The sequence below is a fragment of the Qipengyuania sp. SM2507 genome, from assembly GCF_053714505.1.
This window is the reverse complement of record NZ_CM132307.1, coordinates 1,833,936-1,851,869: the sequence shown is the minus strand read 5'-3', so window position 1 is coordinate 1,851,869 and position 17,934 is coordinate 1,833,936. Positions and strand designations below refer to the sequence as shown.

15 protein-coding genes are annotated in these 17,934 nt (G+C 65.0%); 6 read left to right on the top strand and 9 right to left on the bottom strand.

The genetic code is table 11. The annotated features are described in order from the left end of the window. Positions 1 to 121: 121 nt before the first annotated feature. The 4 genes from ACWIKC_RS09025 to murI form a co-directional block, all read right to left on the bottom strand. Positions 122 to 1,843 (bottom strand): sensor domain-containing diguanylate cyclase, encoded by a 1,722-nt coding sequence (locus ACWIKC_RS09025; protein ID WP_454597173.1) that lies wholly within the window; start codon positions 1,841 to 1,843, stop codon positions 122 to 124. 239 nt (positions 1,844 to 2,082) lie between these two features. Further along, positions 2,083 to 2,775 carry a nitroreductase gene (locus ACWIKC_RS09020; protein WP_454597172.1) on the bottom strand — a complete coding sequence of 231 codons (693 nt, stop codon included), beginning with the start codon at positions 2,773 to 2,775 and terminating at the stop codon, positions 2,083 to 2,085. Positions 2,776 to 2,837: 62 nt separating this feature from the next. Beyond that, a complete protein-coding gene (gene hemA / locus ACWIKC_RS09015; RefSeq protein WP_454597171.1) occupies positions 2,838 to 4,058 on the bottom strand; it encodes a 5-aminolevulinate synthase in 1,221 nt (406 codons plus the stop codon). A 105-nt stretch (positions 4,059 to 4,163) separates the two neighbouring features. Then, positions 4,164 to 4,967: a glutamate racemase gene (gene murI / locus ACWIKC_RS09010; RefSeq protein ID WP_454597170.1), complete on the bottom strand. Its 804-nt coding sequence runs from the start codon at positions 4,965 to 4,967 to the stop codon at positions 4,164 to 4,166. 112 nt (positions 4,968 to 5,079) lie between these two features. Here murI and plsY point away from each other — a divergent pair, with 112 nt between their 5' ends. The 4 genes from plsY (at position 5,080) to ACWIKC_RS08990 (ending at position 9,869) form a co-directional block, all read left to right on the top strand. Further along, a complete protein-coding gene (gene plsY, locus ACWIKC_RS09005) occupies positions 5,080 to 5,721 on the top strand; it encodes a glycerol-3-phosphate 1-O-acyltransferase PlsY (protein ID WP_454597169.1) in 642 nt (213 codons plus the stop codon). Beyond that, a complete protein-coding gene (gene dprA / locus ACWIKC_RS09000; protein WP_454597168.1) occupies positions 5,718 to 6,848 on the top strand; it encodes a DNA-processing protein DprA in 1,131 nt (376 codons plus the stop codon). The genes plsY and dprA overlap by 4 nt, the downstream gene beginning before the upstream one ends. 247 nt (positions 6,849 to 7,095) lie before the next feature. After that, complete coding sequence (topA, locus tag ACWIKC_RS08995; RefSeq protein ID WP_454597167.1) at positions 7,096 to 9,687, top strand: type I DNA topoisomerase; 2,592 nt, start codon at positions 7,096 to 7,098, stop codon at positions 9,685 to 9,687. Beyond that, positions 9,687 to 9,869 (top strand): hypothetical protein, encoded by a 183-nt coding sequence (locus ACWIKC_RS08990; protein ID WP_454597166.1) that lies wholly within the window; start codon positions 9,687 to 9,689, stop codon positions 9,867 to 9,869. The genes topA and ACWIKC_RS08990 overlap by 1 nt, the downstream gene beginning before the upstream one ends. A gap of 26 nt (positions 9,870 to 9,895) precedes the next feature. On the opposite strand, the gene ACWIKC_RS08985 is transcribed toward ACWIKC_RS08990, so the two are convergent. From ACWIKC_RS08985 to lepB, 4 genes are all read right to left on the bottom strand, one after another. Next, positions 9,896 to 10,813 carry a helix-turn-helix domain-containing protein gene (locus tag ACWIKC_RS08985; protein ID WP_454597165.1) on the bottom strand — a complete coding sequence of 306 codons (918 nt, stop codon included), beginning with the start codon at positions 10,811 to 10,813 and terminating at the stop codon, positions 9,896 to 9,898. A gap of 68 nt (positions 10,814 to 10,881) precedes the next feature. After that, positions 10,882 to 11,760, bottom strand: coding sequence for a GTPase Era (gene era, locus ACWIKC_RS08980; protein WP_454599472.1), 879 nt, complete (start codon positions 11,758 to 11,760; stop codon positions 10,882 to 10,884). A gap of 97 nt (positions 11,761 to 11,857) precedes the next feature. Further along, positions 11,858 to 12,538, bottom strand: coding sequence for a ribonuclease III (rnc, locus tag ACWIKC_RS08975; protein WP_454597164.1), 681 nt, complete (start codon positions 12,536 to 12,538; stop codon positions 11,858 to 11,860). Further along, complete coding sequence (gene lepB, locus ACWIKC_RS08970; RefSeq protein WP_454597163.1) at positions 12,535 to 13,425, bottom strand: signal peptidase I; 891 nt, start codon at positions 13,423 to 13,425, stop codon at positions 12,535 to 12,537. The genes rnc and lepB overlap by 4 nt, the downstream gene beginning before the upstream one ends. 49 nt (positions 13,426 to 13,474) lie before the next feature. On the opposite strand from lepB, the gene pgi reads away from it, so the two are divergent. Further along, positions 13,475 to 15,070, top strand: coding sequence for a glucose-6-phosphate isomerase (pgi, locus tag ACWIKC_RS08965; RefSeq protein ID WP_454597162.1), 1,596 nt, complete (start codon positions 13,475 to 13,477; stop codon positions 15,068 to 15,070). Positions 15,071 to 15,151: 81 nt separating this feature from the next. Here the strand turns inward: pgi and ACWIKC_RS08960 are convergent, their stop codons facing one another. Then, positions 15,152 to 15,946, bottom strand: a complete 795-nt coding sequence (locus ACWIKC_RS08960; protein WP_454597161.1) for a hypothetical protein — start codon at positions 15,944 to 15,946, stop codon at positions 15,152 to 15,154. 542 nt (positions 15,947 to 16,488) lie between these two features. On the opposite strand from ACWIKC_RS08960, the gene ACWIKC_RS08955 reads away from it, so the two are divergent. After that, entirely contained in the window at positions 16,489 to 17,898 is a 1,410-nt protein-coding gene (locus ACWIKC_RS08955) for a DEAD/DEAH box helicase (RefSeq protein WP_454597160.1), read from the top strand. Positions 17,899 to 17,934 lie beyond the last annotated feature (36 nt).

The window sequence follows — 17,934 nt, the reverse complement described above, 5'->3', positions numbered from 1 at the left end:
GCTGACACCTTCTGCTCCGCTAGCGACGCCTGCATGAAGCGGCGATCTCAAAGCGACTGCATCGGATGGCGATTTGGTGCCAGAGTACGAGTTTTAACGGCAGCACCCGGCTGCCGGAGTTTCATCGCACCTTTTGCAAAAGGGTCGGCCGAAGTTCAGATACTTCCTGGAAGTCGCCGTCCCGGGGAGCAAGTATCACTCTATTCCGGCCGGCCTGCTTGGCAGCGTATAACGCGCGATCGGCTCTTCCGTAGAGTTCCCGGAACGGCCCGTCGGCCATGCCATCGGCCACACCGATGCTGACGGTCACCGGGTGCCGCGACGTGACGGCGCTGAGGTCGCAGTTGGCCAATCCCTCGCGCACGGTCTCGGCAAGTTGGCGGAGCGCAGTTGGCGCAAGCCCGCTCACGCCCAGAACAAATTCTTCACCTCCCAGCCTTCCGGCCCGACAGGCATAGCGCTGTTCGAACGATTTTAGCTTTGCCCCAAGGGTGACCAGCACCTTGTCGCCGGCTTCGTGCCCGAAACTGTCGTTCACCGCCTTGAACTTATCGACATCGATCAGAAGCAGTCCGAACGGACTTGTATGCTGGTCTCCAAACGCTTCCGCGCATCTGGCAACGAATCCCCGTCGGTTCAGCAATCCTGTGAGCGGATCGCGATCAGCCAGCTCGGCAAGCGTGTTGCTGGCCTGCACCGCCGAATCGCGTTGAACCCGCAAAGCACTCAATCGTGCGGTCGCCAGAGCGGACAAGCAGACGGTCTGGAACGCGGATGCGAACAGCATTGTGATCTGGGCACCACCACCCCAGAACACCGTATCGAGATCAATCAGTAGCGTCATCGCGAGCGCGATCATCGGCAAGGCCCAACTGATCGCCAGATCGCGTCCTTCGACATAGCCCCGCCGCCAGGCGGTGCCGATAGCGATCGCAACCACCACGAGCGTCAGCAAAGTTCCGATCGCCAGCAGCATTCCGAACACGGCAATATCGGAAGCTGGAACGCCCGCACCGATGCCCAGTGCAGCCACCAGGAGACCAAGCCCGATAATCGATCGCCTGGCGGTTTCTGGCAAGGCTGACCGCAGTGCTGAGGCAACCGAAAAAGCCGCGAACATGATCGCGAAACAGGCAAGTCCCGTTGCAACCCGGTTTGAAACCGTGCCTGCACCACCTGGAAAGAAAACCAACCCGAGCTGCGACCAGACGATACCCCACGACAGCACCGACGCAGCCCAGCAGCCATGCCAGAGAAAGAACCTGCGACGCAGGGCCACGGCAAGGCCGAGATTGTAGAGGGTTGCAATCCCGAGCAGCGCGAGCGCAGCGCCGATTGCAACCGCAGCCAGCTCGAACTGGCGGGCTGCTGCCTCTTCCGCGACGAGGCGCACGCGGACCAAATTATGATCCTCAAGGTTTTCGAACCGCATCCAGGCTGCTGTCACAAGGGCGCCGCTACGCCATGGGAAGGCTATCTCGCCACCGATATGCCAATAGTGTTGATATGCCCCCTGCCTGACGGTGTGTGCTTCGCCGAAACCATCGGAATATTCGAAAGTCGTGCTCAAACTCTCGTACCGGGTCGTACGCACAACGAGCGAGCCACCATTCTCGCTAACGTTCGTCGATACGGGCACTCGTAACCACAAGACTTTGTCCTGATATTCGGTCGGTGTTCCCGTGCATTGCATTTCCGACAGGGTGGGTGCAGCATCCGAAGGCGAAAGGGCGTAGCAAGTTCCCGCCGGAGGCGCGGCGAACAGCGGGGCCCCCATCAAGACCGTGAGCACCAGCAGTATGCCGGCAAGCTGCCGCCGCCATTTACTCCGAAAATTGATCATACCACTCCGACAATCGAAATTGCGAAACCGATCGCCCGGGACCGCCTGGACGAGCCAAGCCAACGACATCGCACCGCTACAGGCGAATCTCTACCAATTTGATACGAAGCATTGCCTATCGAGCAATTTGGCCGCGTCTGCGCCAATTTTTGTTGGATTCGGAGCATAGTCCGCTCCCGTTCGGTTCGGGCCTCAGTGCTGCCAGTCGGCATAGCGCTCAGCTCGCTTCCCGTGCCCCCTCATTCGAACCCCACGAACCGCGCCGCTTCCTCCAGCGGCTTGCGGGTGCTCACCACCGCGTTGGCCGGAAACTCTTCGTCGGGCCAGCCCATCGCCACCGCTTTCATGATCACCTGATCGTCGGGGATGCCCGCATGTTCGCGCACCACCGGGCTTTGCATGATGCCTTGTGAGTTGATGACGCAGCCCAGTCCTCGCGACCATGCTGCGTTGACGAGGCAGGTAGTAACCGCGCCGCAATCGAAGGCGGTGTCGTCGCTTTCGGAGAGTTCGCGGTCGTAGGCGATGATCACGCAGACGGGCGCATCGAACTGGCGGAACCCGCGCAGCACCCAGTCCTGCCGCGCATCCTTGTCGTCGCGTTCGATGCCCATGGCGCCGAACAGCTGCTTGGCGACGCCGATCTGGCGATCGCGGTGGACACCGGCAAAGGGCTGACCGCGACGGAACTCGCGGCTGTCCGGCTCGCCCGCGAGAATACGCTCGGTATTGCCCTTGCGGATGCGGTCGAGCGGTTCGCCGGTGATGACGTGCAAATGCCACGGCTGCGTATTCATCGAGGATGGCGAGCGCGTGGCGAGGGTAAGAACTTCCTCGATCAATTCGCGCGGCACCGGCTTGTCGAGGTAGCCGCGCGTCGAGCGGCGACCGCGCACGATTTCGGCATATGTCTGTTCGGGCGTCCCGCTCATGCTATCTCCTGCGTTTTGCAGGCGTGTTAGCGCAGCGGCGGGTTTGCGCAAATCCCTTGCGGTTAAGCGGCCTGCGCCAGTTCCATGTCCAGTCGCGACCAGATCTCGACCAGCGCGTCGCCCAGTTCGTGCATCATCTCGACCGTATGCGCCGGGCCGGGGGTGAAGCGCAGCCGCTCGGTCCCGCGCGGCACGGTGGGGAAATTGATCGGCTGCACATAGACGCCGTATTCGGCGAGCAGGATATCGCTGATCTTCTTGGCGCGCACCGGGTCGCCCACCATCAGCGGGACGATATGCGTGGTCGAAAGCAGCACCGGCAGCCCGCGTTCGTGCAGGATCGCTTTCAGCATCGCGGCATTGGCCTGCTGCGCGTCGCGCTCCTCGCTCGAACCCTTGAGATGCTTGACCGCCGCCAGCACGCCCGCGACCAGCACCGGGCTGAGCGAGGTGGTGAAGATGAAGCCCGGGGCATAGGAGCGGATGCAGTCGATGATGCGGTTGTCGGCCGCGATATAGCCGCCCATCACCCCGAAGGCCTTGCCCAGGGTGCCCTCGATGATGTCGATCCGGTGCGCGGCCTCGTCGCGTTCGGTGATGCCGCCGCCGCGCGCGCCATACATGCCCACCGCGTGGACTTCGTCGACATAGGTCAGCGCGTTGTACTTGTCGGCGAGGTCGCAGATCGCGTGGATCGGGGCGACATCGCCATCCATCGAATAGACGCTCTCGAAGGCGATCAACTTGGGCGTGGTTTCGTCTTCTGCGGCGAGCAGTTCCTCGAGATGTTCGAGGTCATTGTGGCGGAACACCCGCTTCTCGCAGCCCGAATTGCGGATGCCGGCGATCATGCTGGCGTGGTTCAATTCGTCGGAGAAAATCACGCAGCCCGGCAGCAGCTTGGCCAGAGTCGACAGCGTCGCGTCGTTGGAGACATAGCCGCTGGTGAACAGCAGCGCGCCGTCCTTGTCGTGCAGATCGGCGAGCTCGCGCTCGAGCTCGATGTGGAAATGGGTGTTGCCGCCGATATTGCGCGTGCCGCCCGAACCGGCGCCGACATCGTGCAGTGCGGATTCCATCGCCTCGATCACCTTGGGGTGCTGACCCATCGCGAGATAATCGTTGGAGCACCACACGGTGATCGGCTTGGGGCCGTTGTGGCCGTGGAAGCAGCGCGCGTTGGGGTAGGCCCCCTTGTTGCGCATGATGTCGATGAACACGCGATACCGGCCCTCGGAATGGAGCCGGTCGATCGCCTGGTCGAATACCTGTCCGTAGTTCACGCGTCACCGCCTGGTCGCGCCGCCCGAGGCGGCCATCTGGAGCGCCGATTTAGGGAGAAACCGGGGCATTTGCCACCGCGATCTTTGCGAATGACTCGCAGGCGTTCAGAAGCGTTCGAGCCGGGTGATCTTCTGTGCCGCGAAGGCCGGAGCCAGCGCCTTGAAATCCGCCAGATCGCCGGTGGTGACCGCGAAATCGGACCGGCTGCGTTCGAAGCGCTGCCCCTGCGTCAGCGCGACGATCCGTCGCGCGATGCCCTCCGAGCCGTCGAGGAAGGTGATGTCCTCGCCAAAGGCGGCGCGCAGTTCGTCCTCCAGCAGCGGGAAATGGGTGCAGGCGAGCACCACCGTGTCGATTTTGTCTCCGCCCTGCTGCAGCACCAGCCCCTTGGCCTCGCGCGCCACCGCATCGACCGAGATTTTCTCGCCGCGCAGCTTGGCTTCGGCCAGCGCGACCAGCCCGTTGGCGCCATGGCGCAGCAGCACCTTGCCTTGCGCGAAATCGTGCTCGAGCTCGTCGACATAGGCCTGGCGCATCGTCGCCTCGGTGCCGAGCAGGCCGAAGGTGCCGCTCCGGGTCAGCGCGGCGGCGGGCTTGATCGCGGGGACGGTGCCAACGATCGGGGTCTCGAGGACATCGCGCACCATGCCCAGCGCGATGGTGCTGGCGGTGTTGCAGGCCAGGCAGATCAGCCGCGGCTGGTAGCGTTCGGCCATCCGCCCGAGCAGGCCCGCAACCCGCGCGGCGACCTCCGCCTCGCTCTTGGCGCCATAGGGCAGGCCGGCCATGTCGGCGGCGTAGATCACCGGTGCGCCGGGCAGCAGGCGGCGCAGTTGCGCCAGCACGGTCAGTCCGCCGACGCCAGAATCGAACACCAGTATCGGGGCATGTGGCTCGGGTCTGTCCAATTGCGTTCGTCCTGAGCTTGTCGAAAGGGCGCTGCTTCCGGTAGGTGCGGTAGGGGAAAGGGCAGGGCTTGGACAGGCTCGGCCCGCACCAATTGTGGGGAATCGCGCAAACATGGGTACCGAGTTCACGTCTGAGATTACGGGCGCCACGCTGTGGGCCGCGCTTCTCGGCTATGCGCTGGGCTCGATTCCCTTCGGGCTGATCCTCGCGCGACTGGCGGGCAAGGGCGACATCCGCCAGATCGGCAGCGGCAATATCGGCGCGACCAATGTGCTGCGCACCGGGAGCAAGGGGCTGGCGGCGGCGGTGCTGCTGCTCGACCTCGCCAAGGGTTTCCTGCCGGTGTTTCTTGCGTGGCGGCTGTTCGACCAGCCAGAGGCGATGCCGGGCGCTGCCTGGGGGCCCGTTCCCGCCGCCGCGCTCGGGGCAGTGGTGGGGCACTGTTTTCCCGTCTGGCTGGGCTTCAAGGGCGGCAAGGGCGTCGCGACCAACGCCGGGGTGAGCCTCGGCATCGCCTGGCCAATCGGGCTGGCCTATGCGCTGGTCTGGCTGGGCGTGCTCGCAGCATCGCGGATCAGTTCGCTCGCGGGGATGTGTGCGGTGGTCGCCGCGGCGCTGGCTGCGGCGCTGCTGGGCTTTCCGGCTTTCGTCCCGGTGCTGGCGTTGATTGCGCTGCTGGTGATCTGGCTCCACCGCGCCAATCTCAAGCGGCTGGCGGCGGGGACCGAACCCCGGGTGGGCAGCAAGGGATGACCCAAGTGGCTTCGGCGCTCGACCAGGCCGAAGCCTTCGCCCGCATCCGCCTGCTGCGCTCGCCCAACATCGGCCCCGTCAGCTACGCGCAGCTGCTGATGCGCTTCGGCGGCGCGGTGGAAGCTCTGGCGGCGCTCCCCGAACTCGGCAGCCGCAGCGGCCGCGCCTACCGCGCCGCGCCCTCCGAGACCATCGAACGCGAAATCGAGGCGGTGCGTCGCGCCGGCGCCAAATATCTCTTCCACGACCAGCCCGATTATCCCGCGCTGCTCGGCCAGCTCGACAGCGCGCCGCCGATCCTCACCTGGCGCGGCGACCTCGCGCTGGCGGCGCAGCCCTGCGTGGCGATGGTCGGCGCACGCAACGCCAGCGCGGCGGCGGTCAAGCTGGCGCGCGATTTCGCGTCGGCGCTGGCGGAGGCGGGCTTCACCGTGGTCTCGGGCCTGGCGCGCGGGATCGACGGCGCCGCGCACGAGGGTGCCCTCAACAGCTCACAGGGGCCACGCACCGTGGGCGTGATCGCCAGCGGGATCGATATCGCCTATCCGCCGCAGCACGCCGCGTTGCAGGAGCGGATCGCGAGCGAGGGCCTGCTGCTCGCCGAACAGCCGCCGGGCACCGAGCCGCGCGGCAGCCATTTCCCCAGCCGCAACCGCATCATCGCCGGGCTGGCGGCGGGCACGCTGGTGGTCGAGGCGGCGGTGCGTTCGGGCAGCCTGATCACCGCGCGGCTGGCGGGCGAGGCGGGGCGCGAGGTCATGGCGATCCCCGGCAGCCCGCTCGAACCGCGCAGCCATGGCGGCAACCATCTGATCCGCGAAGGCGCGGTGCTGGTGCAATCGCCCGAGGAGGTGGTGGAATTGCTCTCGGGCTTCGACGGCATCCCGCGCTCGACCTTCCGCGAGCCGCTGGGCCAGTTCGATTGCGCGCCCGAGGAGCTGGCCCGTGCCGAGCCCGCCGAACCCGCCGACATCGCCGCGCTGCTCACCACCGCGCCGGTGGCAGTGGACGAACTCATCCGCCAGTCGGGGACCAGCGCCGCGGCGGTGCAGCTGGCGCTGCTCGAGCTGGAAATCGCCGGGCGGCTCGAGCGGCATGCGGCGGGGAGGGTGAGTTTGTGCCACTAACTCTCCATATCCGTCACCCTGGCCTTGAGCCGGGGTTCAGCTCAGCGCCGGGGTGACGGGGAACAAGGAATTGGCCTCGATCTCGGCTCGATGAAGGTCTTGCACGCAGCAATCGGCGCCAGAGCTGCGCCTCGCAGACCACAGTCTATAGGTCGCTTCTCGAACATCCCGCTTGACGCCTCGCGAACCCGAACCCCATTTTCGCGCGTATACGCATACGCACACGTAAGGGACTCCCGTCACACTCATGCAACTCGTCATCGTCGAATCGCCCGCCAAGGCCAAAACCATCGAGAAATATCTCGGCAAGGACTTCAAGGTCCTCGCATCCTACGGCCATGTCCGCGACCTGCCCCCCAAGGATGGCAGCGTCCGCCCGGACGAGGATTTCGCGATGGACTGGGAGCTCTATCGCGACAAGCAGAGCCGCTTCAAGGAGATCAGCGACGCCGCCAAGAAGGCGACGCGGCTCGTTCTCGCGACCGACCCCGACCGCGAGGGCGAGGCGATTTCCTGGCATGTCCGCGAGCTGCTGGCCAAGCGCAAGGCACTGCCCGCCAGTGTCGACCGGGTCACCTTCAACGCGATCACCAAGACCGCGGTGACCGAGGCGATGAAGGCCCCGCGCGAGCTCGATATGGATTTGATCGATGCCTATCTGGCGCGCCGCGCACTCGATTATCTCTACGGGTTCACGCTCTCGCCGGTGCTGTGGCGCCGCCTGCCCGGTGCCAAGAGCGCTGGGCGCGTGCAGTCGGTCGCGTTGCGACTGATCTGCCAGCGCGAACGCGAGATCGAGCTGTTCCGCGCCGATGAATACTGGTCGGTGATCGCAAAGCTCCAGCACGACGGGACCGAGTTCGACGCCCGGCTGGTCAAATTCGACGGCAAGAAGCTGGAAAAACTCACGCTTGGCGACGAATCCAGCGCCATGGCGGCCAAGGCTGCGGTCGACGAGGGCCGCTTCACGGTCGAGGAGATCGAGACCAAGCCGCTCAAGCGCAACCCCGCGCCGCCCTTCACCACCTCGACGCTGCAGCAGGAGGCCGCGCGCAAGCTCGGCTTCTCCGCCAGCCACACCATGCGTTGCGCGCAATCGCTCTACGAAGCGGGCGCGATCACCTATATGCGGACCGACGGCGTCCAGATGGATCTGGGTGCGATCGACGAATGCCGCGCTGCCATCACCCAGCGCTATTCCGCCGATTACCGCCCGGAAAAGCCGCGTTTCTACGCCACCAAGGCCAAGAATGCGCAGGAAGCGCACGAAGCGATCCGTCCCACCGATTTCCGCAACGACCGCGCCGGTTCGGGCGACGAGGGCAAGCTCTACGATTTGATCTTCAAGCGCGCGATGGCCAGCCAGATGGCCACCGCCCAGCTTGAGCGCACCAGCGTCACGCTGCGCGATCCGACCGGGCAGCATGAGCTGCGCGCCACCGGCCAGGTGGTCAAGTTCCCCGGCTTCCTCGCGGTCTATCAGGAAGGCTTCGACGACAAGGAAGGCGAGGAGGACGAAGGCCTGCTGCCGGTGATCCGCAAGGGCGATTCGCCCAAGAAGAACGCGGTCGAGGCCAACCAGCATTTCACCCAGCCGCCGCCGCGCTTCTCCGAAGCCAGCCTGGTCAAACGGCTGGAAGAGCTCGGGATCGGGCGCCCCTCGACCTATGCCAGCACCATCCAGACGCTGCGCGATCGCGAATACGTCCGGATGGAGAAGAACCGCTTCTTCGCCGAGGAAAGCGGCCGGCTGCTGACCGCCTTTCTCGAGCGCTTCTTCGAGCGCTACGTCGCCTATGATTTCACCGCCGGGATGGAGGACGAGCTCGACGAGGTCTCGGGCGGGCGCGAGGCGTGGAAGGTGCTGCTCACCGAGTTCTGGAAGGACTTCAAGCCCAAGACCGAGGAGGTCATGGATCGCAAGCCCTCCGAAGTCACCGAGGTGCTCGACGAGTACCTCTCCGACTACCTCTTCCCCGAACGCGCCGACGGCAAGGAACCGCGCTTTTGTCCGCTGTGCGACAAGGAAGGTCGCGAGGGCGGACGGCTGGCGCTGCGCGGCGGGCGCTATGGCGCCTTCGTCGCCTGCGCCAATTACCCCGAGTGCAAGTTCACCCGCCGCTTCGCCCAGCCGGGCGCTGATGGCGAGGAGGCCGCCGAGGATGCGGTGATGGGCGAGGACCCCGCCACCGGACTCCCGGTGGAGCGCAAGACCGGGCGCTTCGGCCCCTATATCCAGCTCGGCGAGGGCAAGGAGGCCAAGCGCGCCAGCATCCCCAAGGACCTCGACGATTTCGATCTGGAATGGGCGCTGAAGCTGCTGGCGCTGCCGCGGATCGTCGGCACGCATCCCGAGACCGGTCAGGAGATCGAGGCGGCGATCGGGCGCTACGGACCCTATCTGCGCCACGACGGCAAATACGCCAAGCTGACCAGCACGCGCGACGTCTTCGACACCGGTATGAACACCGCGGTCTCGCTGCTTGCCGAAGCGGCCAACCGCAAGGGCGGCGCGCGCGGCAAGGCGGAGCCGATCAAGACGCTCGGCGTCCACCCGGTCAGCGGCGCGGAGATGAAGGTGATGCCGGGCCGCTATGGCCCCTATGTCACCGACGGCACCACCAATGCGACCATCCCCAAGGACGCCAAGCCCGAGGATCTGACCGACGCCGAAGCGATCGCGCTGATCGACGCCCGCGTCGCCAAGGGCCCGGTCAAGAAGAAGCGCAAGGCCCCGGCAAAGAAGGCCGCGCCCAAGAAGAAACCCGCCGCCAAGAAGGCTCCGGCCAAGAAGAAGGCCGCCCCGAAGAAGGCAGCCGCCAAGAAAGCGGCCGACTGATGGCGAAGGAACATTTCGAACGCCACAAGCAACCCTGGCGCGCCGACGAGGCGGGGATGCTGCGCACCCTCGCCGCCAAGGGCAAGGGCCTGCGCGAGATCGCCAAGGCGCTCGGCCGCAGCGAGGAATCGACCAAGGACTTCGCGAAGAAAAACGGGATCGAGATACTGAAGAAGCGTTAGCCTTCGGCCTGCGCCCTCGATCGCTTTTAGCGCTTGTCCAAAATCGGGCTACCCGCGCCGATCACCGCCCGGCGGGCGCGGATCACGATGTCGAGATAGGCGGTGTCCAGCGCCATGAACTGGCGCGCCGTCATGCCCAGGAAGCGCTTGCAGTCGCGCAGGAAATGCGAGGTGTCGAAATATCCTGCATCGATCGAGGAATAGCCCCTTGTGGCACCCGCTTCGGTGATTGCCATCAGCGATCGCATGAACCGCGTTCGCGTGATCAGCGTTTGGGGCGGGAAGCCGAAAAAGCATTTGGTCAATCGCTGGACCGTGTGCGGTGGCAATGCCAGCCGGGTGCCCAGATCGCTCGCCGATTCAAGATCATCCTGCCGCAGCGCCCGGTCGAAGCTGCGGATGCTGCTCTCGCGTCGGTGCGGACACGACATGGTCTGCAAGAAAAATTCGTCGAGAATGGGCTTGGCATCGGGCCCTTGATTCGAAGCCCGCAGGTCGGCGACTAGCTGCGCGGCGGCGCTCCCGCCAACGATGCGGTCGAGTTCGACGATGCCATCGAGATGGCGGGACATGTCGATATCCGCCAATCGCGCCACCCCCGCAGAAGTCAGCGTCGCGCCGATGGTTACCCCGCCGTTCGTCCGCACGCGGCAAGCCTTGGTCGCAGGACCGAACAGAGCGGCGGTCGGCCGCCGAACCCAGTTGCCTTCCCCCGTCTCGACGAAGATTGGCTCCGGCGTCAGCGTCAGCCGGATCACCGGATCGGTCGGCAGCATCCAGTTGGTGACGTTCTTCGCATTTGGTCCGTGGGAATCGAAGACGAAATAGTCCGAGATGAGGCCGTGCAATCCCGCCGCCGGACGCTCGAACCTGAGCGCGGCAAAAGGCGGCAAACCGAACAGCGTCGGGTCCACTCCGGGTACATGGCTTCCACTGGCAATCATGAGGTCGCTGGACAGGAGCGGTTTCGGACCGTCCAGTCCAGCCCCGGCCTGCGAAAATCCGGCGAAATCTATCCCACCCAGTCGAGCCCCATTTCCTCGTAGATTTCCTTGTCTTCGGCCCAGTTCTCGGTCGCCTTGACGTGCAGGAACAGGTGGACCTTCTGGCCCAGCAGCTCGCTCAGCTCCTGGCGCGCGGCGGCGCCGATGGATTTGATCATGCTGCCGCCCTTGCCCAGTACGATCATGCGCTGGTTGTCGCGCGCCACCACGATCTGCTGATGGATCTCGATGCTGCCGTCCTTGCGTTGGATATACTTCTCGGGGCGCACGGCGCTGTCGTAGGGCAGTTCCTCGTGGAGTTGCTTGTAGAGCTGCTCGCGAGTGATCTCGGTGGCGAGGAGTCGTTCGGAAGCGTCGCTGACCTGGTCCTCGGGATACATCCATTCGCGTTCGGGCATCAGCGCCGCGAGCACGTCCTTGAGCTCGGTCACACCGTCGCCGGTGAGCGCGGAAATGAAGTAGATCTCGGCGAAATCGCCCAGCTCGCCAAGCTCCTGCGCCAGCGCCAGCAGCGGTTCCTTCTTGGCGCGGTCGACCTTGTTGAGCACCAGGAACTTGCGCTCGGGCCGCGTCTTGAGCTGCTCGAGCATCGGCAACAGCTCGTGGCGGCGCTGCTTGAGCGGGTCGACCAGCAGCAGCACCGCATCGGCGGCCTCGGCACCTTCCCAGGCGGCGCTGACCATCGCGCGGTCGAGCCGCCGGCGCGGGGCGAAGATGCCCGGCGTGTCGACCAGCACCATCTGGGTGGCGAAGCCGTCGCCCTCGTGCAGCGCGATGCCGAGCATCCGCGCGCGGGTGGTCTGCGCCTTGGCGCTGGTGATGGCGACCTTCTGCCCGACCAGCTGGTTGACCAGCGTCGACTTGCCCGCATTGGGCGCGCCCAGCACCGCGACCACGCCGCAGCGGGTGGGGAGGGCGGGCCCGGTTTCGGACTGGCTGGTTTCGGACTGGCTGGTTTCGGTCTCGTTGGTCACGACGGGGTACTCATCCGTATTTCTCCATGAATTGTCTGGCGGCCTCCCGCTCGGCCTCGGACTTGCTGCCCGCGGTCGCTTCGGCCTCGCCGACCTTGAACACGCTCACCTTGACGGTGAATTGCGCGGCGTGATCGGGGCCGCTGCGGTCGGTGACCTCGTATTGCGGCGGGCGGCGCTGGTTGCCCGCGGCCCATTCCTGCAGCGCGCTCTTGGGATGCTTGCGCTGCCCGGCGCCGCTATCGAGCGCGGTGCGCCACAGCTCCTGCACCAGATCGCGTGCCAAAGCGAAGCCGTTCTCGATAAATTGCGCGCCGAGCAGCGATTCCATCACATCGCCGAGAATGTTTTCGCTGTCGCGCCCGCCATCGGCGCTGGCCTGTTTGGAGATGCGGATATGCTCGGCGAGGCCCAGTTCGCGCGCGATGGTGGCGCACATCTCGCGGCTGACCAGCGCGTTGAGCCGTTGCGACAGGCGGCCCTCGGACGCCTCGCTCTGGCGGTAGAGCCAGTCGGCCACCGCCAATCCCAGCACCCGGTCGCCGAGAAATTCGAGCCGTTCGTAGTCCTTGGTCTCGCCCAGGCTGCCGTGCGTCAGCGCGGCGTGCCACAGCGCCTCATCGCCCACCGCGAAGCCGGTCCGCTCGAGCCAGCCGCGCGCTTCCGGCGCCAGAACGCCCGCCGCGCTCACAGCGCTTCCCCGATCCGGTCCCAGCGGGTGGCGCTGAACCAGGTCCAGGGCTTGATCCATTCGGCGCTGCCGTCGGTCGACCACAGCACCATGCTCGCGCGACCGACCAGCATCTCGGTCGGGACCAGCCCCACACCGCCCTGCGGCGCTGCGGCAAAGCGGCTGTCCTGCGAATTGTCGCGATTGTCGCCCATCACGAACAAGCGGTCGCGCGGCACGATCACCGGGCCGAAATCATCCTGCGGGGTCGCCCCGAAATCGAGCACCGTATAGCTTCGCCCCGAGGGCAGCGTCTCGCGCGCCATCCGGTAGCGGCAGGCGGTCCCGCGCGGGGTCTCGACCTCGAACCCGCCGCGCACGCATTGGGTGTTGGCCGACAGCGGCAGGTCGAACTCGCGCACCACCTGCTGCTCGACCGGCGCGCCGTTCAGCACCACGCGCCCGCCGCGCATCTCCACCGTGTCGCCCGGCAGGCCGATCACCCGCTTGATGTAATCGGTCCCGTCGATCGGGTGTTTGAAGATCGCGACATCGCCGCGCTCGGGAAGGTCGGCGAGCACCCGTCCCGGCACCAGCGGCACCTGGAACGGCATCGAGAGGTTGGAATAGCCATAGGGCCATTTGGCCGCGACCAGATAATCGCCCTTCCACAGCGCGGGCAGCATGCTCTCGCTGGGGATGGTGAAGGGCGCGAACAGGAAGGTGCGGAACACCAGCACCGCGAGCACGACCTTGAGGACGAATTTGGTGAAGCTCCACCAATCCTCGCTCTCCTCCGTATCCAATGCGGCATCCGGCGCAGTTGCAGCCCCGGATGAGGTGTCAGTCCGCCCGTCCTGCGGCCTCCGGGGGACGGTGCTCGCGCCGATAGGGGGTTTGCCATTCATGGGGCGAATCCCTAGGCGCGCAGGGCTGGCCATAAAAGGACTTTTGCGCATGACTTCGCCCGCCGATCTGTGGAGCCGCCTCGAAGCCCTGCCGCGCCCGACCTTGCGCGAATTGTTCAGCGCCACCCGCGATGGCGGGGAGGGGACCGACGAGCCGGGCGAGGAAGCGCGCGTCGCCATGCTCTCGGGCCGGATCGAGCTGGGCAGCGCGAGCGATGGCGAATTGGGCGAGAGCGCGATCCTCGATGCCGGCGGGATCTTCTTCGACTGGTCCAAGACCCATCTCGACCGCGCCGTTCTCGCCACATTCGAGGAACTGGCCGGGGCGATGGATTTCGCCGGCATGCGCGCAAAACTGTTCGCGGGCGAGGCGGTCAACCCGACCGAGGACCGCGCCGCCGATCACGCCACTTTGCGCGGTGCCGGCGATCCCGCCAAGGTCGAGGAGGCCGAGGCGCTGCTCGAACGGATGGCGCTGCTGGTCGAGGCGATCCACCAGGGCGCGCTGGGCGATGTCGACCATCTTATCCATATCGGCATCGGCGGCTCGGCGCTGGGCCCGGCGCTGGGGGTCGATGCGCTCAGCCGCGAGCTCTCCTATTGCGACGTCCATGTCGTCTCCAACGTCGACGGAGTCGCGCTCGAGGCGGCCTTCGCCGCCTGCGATCCCGCCAAGACGCTGGTCGCGGTGGCGAGCAAGACCTTCACCACTATCGAGACCATGACCAACGCGACTTCCGCGCTCAAATGGCTCACCGACAATGGCGTCGCCGACCCTTACGGCAAGGTGGTCGCGCTCACCGCCAGCCCCGAAGCGGCGGTCGAATGGGGGGTCGACGAGACCCGCATCCTGCCGTTCCCCGAAAGCGTCGGCGGACGCTATTCGATCTGGTCGAGCATCGGCTTCCCGATCGCCATGGCTGCGGGGATGGAGGATTTCCGCGCCTTCCTCGCCGGGGCGAAGGCGATGGACGAGCATTTCCGCGACACCGATGGCCGCGCCAATCTGGTGCTGCGCGCCGCCTTCGCCGATCTTTACTACACCCGCGTGCGCGGTTGCCAGACCCGCGCGGTCTTCGCCTATGACGAGCGGCTGGGGCTGTTCCCCGACTATCTCCAGCAGCTCGAGATGGAGAGCAACGGCAAGCGCGTCACCGCCGACATGCGCCCCGTCGACGGCCCGACCGCGCCGGTGACCTGGGGCGGGGTGGGCACCGATGCGCAGCACGCGGTGTTCCAGCTGCTCCACCAGGGCACGCATCTGATCCCGGTCGATTTTCTCGCCAGCGTGGCGCCCGGCGACGCGCTCGACCCCGCGCATCACCGCATCCTGCTGACCAATTGCTTCGCGCAGGCCGCCGCACTGATGGCAGGCGACAAGGGCGAGGACCCCGCGCACCACTTCCCCGGCGACCGCCCCAGCGCGACCATCCTCGCCGACGATTTCGACGCCGCCACGCTGGGCGCGCTGATCGCCTTCCACGAACACCGCGTCTTCGCCAGCGCGGTCTTGATGGGGATCAATCCCTTCGACCAGTTCGGGGTCGAACTGGGCAAGCAGATGGCGAAAGCGATCGAGACCGGCGGCGGGAGCTTCGACGCGAGCACCACGGGGCTGCTGGAGCGGGCGGGGCTGGGGGAGTAGCGAAACCGCCCGCATTTCTTAGAAGGATATCCATCCCGTCGATTGGCTGAACGAATGGCTAGCCATAGCTAGGCTTCGAAGTTACTCCGGGTCGTCGGGTTCTTCCATCGCTTCTTTACGTCCCTGCGTGGCTTCGCGGACCTGAGGAGTGTTCTCAATCACGACATTGACGCGTTGGTCGCCGTCAGAGCCGGTGGTAACCAAACCGGCATTCGGCTGCACAATGCGGGCTTCAACTTGGCCTTCGCGAATTGCTTCTCTAGTAAGCAATAGGATATGTTGAGGAGAACATATGGCTTGATTATCTAGAAGATGTCGAACGGCAGCGGAGAAATCAATATCCTCGAACGCAAGTACAGTAGAACTATGTTTTACGAGAGCTGCTTTCGTCAGGGTTTCGACAGACCCGATATTTTCAGCACCAAAAAGCATATGCTCACTGTATATGTCAAGCGCTGCTGAAGATGCTGCGGTCGTTAAGCCCAGTACGGCGAGCATATCTTCTTTACGACCAGAATTGTTTTCAAAGTTATGTAAAGCCAATATCCCAGTTATAATTGACGCTATCGGCGCAATTGCGTCACGCGCGATGCGGGCCTTCCTTTGCTGCATGCCCATAACATCAAAATAATTGTCGCAATAGCTGTAGATGTGAGAGAACCCACTTCTCAGCATTGCATCGATTTCATCATCTGTGGGCTGTCGACCCGCTTGCCTCTCTTCGAAAGCCCTTAAAAAGTCCGCCCGAAAGATTGCTTTCTCTGGTACTACGTCAGTCACATAACCGTCGCGGTCAAGCAGTCGTTCGCTCCCTTGCAGGCTATAGCACCCGCTTAACAACGAAAGACTGGATAAAGCAGCAATTACCCGCTTCATGTTACCCCCCTTATTTCTACCCTAGCCCAAGAGAGTGTTCTCACGTTTTTGGCCTTAAGTCCAGCCGCAGGACAAACGTTTACAGATTAGAGCGACAAGGTGGCTATCTGCATCGAAAGAAGCGTGCTCACTGCTATATCGAGGGGTGGGGTTCCATCACTGCAAGGGAGCTTGAGCGTATCATCTCATCACGTTTTCGTTGCGTTCTCTGGATGGCGAGCTGTCGCCGACCTTCAGGGGAGTTTGATGTACTTGGTTAGCTGAGACTTTCGCGGTAAGGCGACCCGTCTTGTTCCTTGATGCAACCGCTCCCGCCAGCCCATCGGCGAAACAAATTGACTTTCCCGCGCAACATCCCCACATGCACCCCATCGAAACGCGCGACCTCGCGTGAAGCGGCGTGCTCATAAGCCCGCCCCGGCCGCATTTCGGTTCTTCCCCAAAGACTTCCCCTTTCACGCGGGCGGTTTTGCAACCACCGCGACCGCGCGACGATTCCGTCTGCGCGCCGCATGATATTTTGCGAGTTCAATACCCGAATTATGACACAGACTTCCGACCAGCCCATCCAGTTCTCCGATCTGGGGCTTTCGCAGCCCGTTCTCCAGGCGCTCGACCTGCAGGGCTACACCACCCCCACCCCGATCCAGGCGCAGGCGATCCCGCCCGTGCTCGCGGGGCGCGACCTGATGGGCATCGCCCAGACCGGCACCGGCAAGACCGCCGCCTTCATGCTGCCCAGCATCGACCGGCTGCGCGCCGCCGACAACCAGACCCCGTTCAAATCCTGCCGCATGCTGATCCTCGCGCCGACGCGCGAGTTGGCCGGGCAGATCGCCCAGTCCGCCAAGGATTACGGCGCGCTGGCCGGGCTCAAGGTCCATTCCATCGTCGGCGGGACCTCGGTCAACAAGGACCGCAACAAGCTCCACCGCGGCACCGACATCCTCGTCGCCACCCCCGGACGCCTGCTCGATCTGATCGACCAGAAGGCGATCGGGCTTGGCAGTGTGGAAATCCTCATCCTCGACGAGGCCGATCAGATGCTCGACCTCGGCTTCATCCACGCGCTGCGCAAGATCAGCGAGCTGGTCCCCAAGGAGCGCCAGACGCTGTTCTTCTCGGCCACCATGCCCAAGGCGATCAAGGAACTGGTCGGCAAATATTGCCGCAACCCGGTCCAGGTCTCGGTCACCCCCGAAAGCACCACCGCTGAGCGGATCGACCAGTATCTCTACATGGTCCAGCAGGAAGAGAAGCAGTCGCTGCTCGAGATGATCCTGTCGGGCCGTCATCAGGTCCCCGGCAAGCTGGAACGCGTGCTGATCTTCGCGCGCACCAAGCACGGCTGCGACCGCGTGGTGAAGAAGCTGGCGCAGGTCGGCATCCACGCCAATGCGATCCACGGCAACAAGAGCCAGCCGCAGCGCGAACGCGCGCTCGACGAGTTCAAGCGCGCCAAGACCCCGGTGCTGATCGCGACCGATGTCGCCGCGCGCGGGATCGACATCCCCGGTGTCAGCCACGTGATCAATTACGAGCTGCCCAACGTGCCCGAGCAATATGTCCACCGCATCGGCCGCACCGCGCGCGCCGGGGCCGAGGGCATCGCCATTGCGATGTGTGCCGAGGACGAGCGCGCCTATCTTAAAGACATCCGCAAGCTCACCGATGCCGAATTCGAACGGCTCGACCTGCCGGAGAATTTCCGTGCGGTGGTCGAGGGCGTCGGTCCGACCAAGCGCGAGCACCAGCAGAAGCAGGGCCGCGCGCAGGTCACTCCGTCGCGTGGCAGCCAGGCGGGCAAGAAGCATCCCTCGCGCGCCGGCAAGCCGCGCCGCGATGGTGACGGCGGCAGCGGCAGCGGCGGCGGTCAGGGCCGTTCGGGCGGAAGCTCGGGTGGACAGAACCGCAATCGCAGCCGCGGCGGTCGCAGCCAGGCTGCCCGCTAACGCCTGAGGCAACCCTTACTTGGGGTTGCCGACCTA